At 72.8% G+C, this 4,758-nt stretch carries 5 protein-coding genes; 2 read left to right on the forward strand and 3 right to left on the reverse strand.

Features of this window, described 5'->3' with window-relative positions:
• Positions 1 to 8: 8 nt before the first annotated feature.
• Positions 9 to 545 (reverse strand): hypothetical protein, encoded by a 537-nt coding sequence (locus MTQ10_RS27965; protein WP_247473080.1) that lies wholly within the window; start codon positions 543 to 545, stop codon positions 9 to 11.
• Between the two features lie 245 nt (positions 546 to 790).
• Here MTQ10_RS27965 and MTQ10_RS27970 point away from each other — a divergent pair, with 245 nt between their 5' ends.
• The gene (locus MTQ10_RS27970; RefSeq protein ID WP_247473081.1) at positions 791 to 1,489 is read left to right on the forward strand and encodes a L,D-transpeptidase family protein; all 699 of its coding nucleotides are present in this window, start codon (positions 791 to 793) and stop codon (positions 1,487 to 1,489) included.
• Between the two features lie 89 nt (positions 1,490 to 1,578).
• On the opposite strand, the gene MTQ10_RS27975 is transcribed toward MTQ10_RS27970, so the two are convergent.
• On the reverse strand, positions 1,579 to 2,781 hold the full coding sequence (locus MTQ10_RS27975) for a Gfo/Idh/MocA family protein (protein WP_247473082.1): 1,203 nt from the start codon (positions 2,779 to 2,781) through the stop codon (positions 1,579 to 1,581).
• A gap of 137 nt (positions 2,782 to 2,918) precedes the next feature.
• On the opposite strand from MTQ10_RS27975, the gene MTQ10_RS27980 reads away from it, so the two are divergent.
• On the forward strand, positions 2,919 to 3,107 hold the full coding sequence (locus MTQ10_RS27980; protein ID WP_247473083.1) for a hypothetical protein: 189 nt from the start codon (positions 2,919 to 2,921) through the stop codon (positions 3,105 to 3,107).
• A gap of 127 nt (positions 3,108 to 3,234) precedes the next feature.
• Here MTQ10_RS27980 and MTQ10_RS27985 read toward each other — a convergent pair whose 3' ends face one another.
• Entirely contained in the window at positions 3,235 to 4,608 is a 1,374-nt protein-coding gene (locus tag MTQ10_RS27985; RefSeq protein WP_247473084.1) for a S1 family peptidase, read from the reverse strand.
• Positions 4,609 to 4,758 lie beyond the last annotated feature (150 nt).

Genomic DNA, 4,758 nt, shown 5'->3' on the forward strand with positions numbered 1-4,758 from the left:
CCCGCCGCCTACACCCGCCCGCCCGGGCACCGCGCCCGGTGGGCGCTGTGCCCGGGCGGCAGCGCGAGATCCTCGCGTACGGCGGCGTAGTACGCCTCGCGGCCCGCGCGTTGCCGCTCCAGCAGCCGCTGCCAGGCGGCGGGGTCGCGGGTGCCGTCCCGCAGGAACTGTTCCATCTCCAGCACCACGCTCACCCATGCCCGGGCCTTCTCCACCACCTCGCGGCTGCCCAGCATCAGCAGTGCCTCTCCGGCCGGGTCCCGTGCCACGTTCGCCTCCGCCATCAGGGGCTCGGCCTCGGCCGGGGACAGCGGGTGCGGATGCGGGTCGTTGCCGAGGTGGGAGGCGACCCGGTAGGTCAGCGTCACGGACTTCTTCAGGGCCAGCGCCCACTCCGAGTACGCCGCGAGGCGCCGCTCCTCCCACCGGGCCCGCTGCTCGCGCCGGAACCGGTCACGGTCGCTGCGGACGAGCGCCACATACGAGCCGAGGGCGCCGATGACGACGCCGAGGAGTGCGGGCAGTTGCTGTACGAACGACGACATGGCCGCACCGTATCCGCCCTGACGATCGTCACGGCACCGTCACCGGTGCTACGCGGAGACCCACCCGACCGGCGCTCCCCGCCTGCCCCGGTGCGCGTCCCGCCCGCCTGCCGCACCGCCCGCCCCCGGCTGACGGGGCGAAAGTTCACCGTTTCGTCACAGCACGCGCCGCGCCACAACCGGTGTGCCCTCGTACGGGTCTACCCGGCAGAGACCACCCCGCACACACCGGAAAGAGGCCTGCCATGGGGGACATACGCAGACGGGGCGCCGTCGCCCTCGGGATCACCGCGCTGGTGACGCCCCTCACACTCGCGGCCGGTGCGGGTACCGCGCAGGCGGCGCCCGGTTGCACCAGGTCGGCCGGGCCCTACCAGAAGCAGGTCGAGAAGTTCCTCGGCCGCCCGGTGGACGGCAAGCAGTCCACCGCCGACTGCAAGGCGATCCGGGCCTTCCAGACCAAGCACGGCATCACCCCCGACATCGGCTACGCCGGGCCGGTCACCTGGGGCGTGATGAACCTCATGAACAAACAGAAGGCCGTGGGGAAGAACCCCAACAAGGCCGGTAAATGCCCCGTGAACAAGGGTCGTATCGCCTGCGTCGACCTCACCCTCCAGATCAGCTGGATCCAGGACGGCAAGAAGCTGGTCTACGGCCCCGTTCCGGTGCGCACCGGCCGTGACCGGTACGAGACGCGGACCGGGCTGAAGAAGATCTACTGGCGGCACAGGAACCACGTGTCGACGCTCTACAACGTGCCGATGCCGTACAGCCAGTTCTTCGACGGCGGCCAGGCCTTCCACTCGGTCGGCGTCAGCATGTGGAACCCGCCGGGCTCGCACGGCTGCGTCAACATGACGCCGAAGGACGCCAAGGCCTACTGGTCGCTGCTGAAGAACGGCGACGACGTCTACGTGTACGGCCGCAAGCCGGGCACCTGACGGGCACCGGCCGGCCCGTCTCCCTTTCGGGCCGGCCGCGCCGCACGACCGGCCGGTCCGCCCCCCAGGGGTGGGCCGGCCGGTGTCGTTCAGGACGCGGGCGGGTCGCCGAAGTCGGGGATCTCCAGCCGCTTCCCGCCCTGCCGCGCGGACTCGTGTGCGACGATGCCGGGCAGGGTGTAGCGGGCCGCCACCCAGGCGTTGACCGGCGGCAGGGTGCCGGTGTCCACCGCGGTCACGAAGTCGTCGGCGAGGAAATGGTGGCTGCCCTCGTGCCCGTTGGACAGCGTGTCGTACACGCGCGGCAGCCGCGACCGGTCGTGCACCGGCGCGCACCCCGCGGTGAACGCGGCACGCAGCTCGGGGGCCACGTGCCGCAGCGACGGATCGTCGGGGTCGGTGCGCTTCCTCGGCTCCAGCAGTCCACTGATGTCCCGCACGCCCTTCTTGTCCTGCCAGAGCGCGACCGTCGCCAGCTGCTCCATGCTGGCCTCGGTGCCGAAGAAGCGGAACCGGGACTCGCGGATGAAGGCGGGGTAGCCGACCCTGCGGAACTCGTTGGTGCGGAACGATCCTCCGCCCTCCACCTCGAACAGCGCGGTGGCGTTGGAGACGTCGTTGTCGAACATGCTGACCGAGCGGTCGAAGACGCCGTCGCCGCGCTCGTCGCGCACCCCGATCGCCGACACGCTCACCGCCCGGGTCCGCCAGGCGCCGAGCACCCCGCCCACCGAGTGCGTCGAGTAGAGCAGCGGGGGACAGCTCGCCGTCGCCTTCCACTCCGTACCGCCGCTGTAGCGGTAGGCGTCGTAGAAGCCGAGGTCCATGTCGTGGACGTAGTCGCCCTCCGCGTAGAAGACCCGGCCGAAAGCGCCCTCGGCGATCTTGTTCCGGGCGTGCACGGTCGCCGGGTGGTAGTGGCTGGTCTCGCCCATCATGTACGTCAGCCCGCTCGCCCGGACCGCGTCGACGATCGCGGCGACCTCCTCCACGGTGATCGCCATCGGGACGGCGGAGAAGACGTGCTTGCCGGCCCGCAGCGCGGCCAGGACGAGCGGCCCGTGCGTCCAGCGCTGGGTGAACAGGGCCACCGCGTCGATCGCGGGGGAGTCCAGCACGGCCTCGTACGACGGGAAGGTCCCGGCGAGCCCCTCCGCGGCGACGAGGCGCTCGGCGCGCTCGGGCAGCAGATCGGCGACATGCACGGCGGCGACGCCGGGATGCGCGGCGAACAGCTCGGCGAACCGGGCGGAGAACTGCCCCGCGCCCACGATGGCCAGGGAGAACGTCATGGTCAGCTGCCTTCCGCGGACGAGGAGGGCATCAATCGCAATCCCGCAACCCCTCCATGATCGACGTGACCATCACCACGGTCCGAGATGCCCGAATTCTCCATTCTTACTCACGTCGTCTTCACGTCGGGGCCCGTATGCTTCACAGCATGTCCACCACTGTTGAACCCGCCTCCGAGCGATCGGCCGCGGAGGTCAACGAGGAGATCAGGGCCCTGTGGCTCCGGTCCGGCGGGACACTGACCGGCGAGCAGCGCGAGGAGTACCAGCGCCTCGTCCTGGAGTGGGCCGCCGCGGCCCAGCGCCGGCCGGCCAGGGCCGCCTGACACCGGCCGTCCTCCCGCCCCGCCCGACACGGTCCCGCACCCTCGGCGCCGGGCCCCCTGACAGCTCTCCCGCAGCGACCCGGGCCGTCGCCTCCCGACGGCCCGGCGCCCCCTGGTGCCCGGGGTCTCAGCCCCAGGTCGCGGAATAGTGCCGCCGATAGGCCCGGCGGTCCTGCTCGTCGCGGATGTACCGGGTCGCCACCAGCGCCACCAGGCTTCCCGCGACGATCAGCAGCCCCGGACCCGCGTTGCGCCGGTCCGTGAGCCGCGACAGCAGCGCCGGCTCCTCGGTGCCGCCCCCCGAGACCGGCACCGAGGAGCCCGGCGATGCCGCGCCGGGGGAGAGGGCACCCTGCGAGGGCGCCGCCGACGGTGCCGCGCCCTGCTGTCGCTGCCCTGCCCCCGCGCCGACCAGCCGCACACCCAGCGCGTCCAGCGCCTTGGTGACCGGCTGGAAGAACGTCACCCCGCCCGTCGTGCAGTCACCGCTGCCGCCGGAGGTGATGCCGAGGGCGATGCCCTCGGAGAACAGCGGACCACCGCTGTCCCCGGGCTCGGCGCACACCGTCGTCCGGATCAGCCCCGTGACGGTGCCCTCCGGATAGTTCACCGTCGCGTTCAGACCCGTCACCCGCCCGTCGCGCAGCCCGCTGGTGCTGCCGCTGCGGAACACCCGCTGACCGACCGTCGGATCGGCCACGCCCGTGATGCGGACCCCCTTGCCGCCGCCGACCGCCACCACATCGGCGCCGTCCCCGGCCCGCCCGCTCGCGTACCGCACCAGCGAGAAGTCACCCCCGGGAAAACTGGAGTTCACGGTCTGCCCCAGCTGCTGCACACCACGCCCGTCCCCGAACCACACCGTCCCCGCCGGCCCGCAGTGCCCGGCCGTCAGGATGAAGTCCCGCCGCCCGTCGGTCACGTTGAACCCGGCCGAGCAGCGCCCCCCGGTCGACAGGATCGGCAGCGCCCCGTTCAGCCGCGTGGTGAACGTGCCGGTGGTGCGCTCCATGCGGACGAAGTCGCCGATGCCCTCCGCGACCCCGGTCAGCCGCGACCAGTCCGTGGAGGAGACGGTGCGGTCGCCCTGCACCACCACCTCGTTGCTGCGGTAGTCCACCACCCAGGCCGTGCCGGGCACACGCGGTGCGGCGGCCAGCGCGGCCGTCGCCGACCGCAACTCCTTCATGCTGTGCCGTACGAGGTGCGCCTCGGCGCCCGCCGCGCGCACCTCGGCGGCGGCCTTCCCGTCGGTGACGGCGACGACCGGCCGCCCGTCGGTACCGACCCAGCTGCCCGCCGTACGGTCCGCGCCGAGCCGTTCCGTCAGCGCCGCGCCGGTCTCACCGGCCGTCTGCGCCAGGGTGCGGGCGCCCGCGACGGGCGGTGCGGGCTCGTCGGCCATGGCGGCCTGCCCCACCATCCCCCCTCCCACGAGGAGTCCGCCGACGGCCGCCAGTCGTGCGACGCGCCGGACGATCCGTCGTCGTGCGTGCCTCATTGCAGGGCTCCCGAAACCTTCGCGTGCGGGCGGCGTGAACCGCGAGGCCCTCCGGTCGTCGAGAGCCCACCCCTGATACGGGCCGCGAGCCGCGCGTGTTCAGCGGACACCGCCCGCCGCACCGCCGTCCACACCCCGAGCGTGTCGCCG

Source organism: Streptomyces sp. XM83C (assembly GCF_023072675.1).
Taxonomy (GTDB): Bacteria; Actinomycetota; Actinomycetes; order Streptomycetales; family Streptomycetaceae; genus Streptomyces; species Streptomyces thermocoprophilus.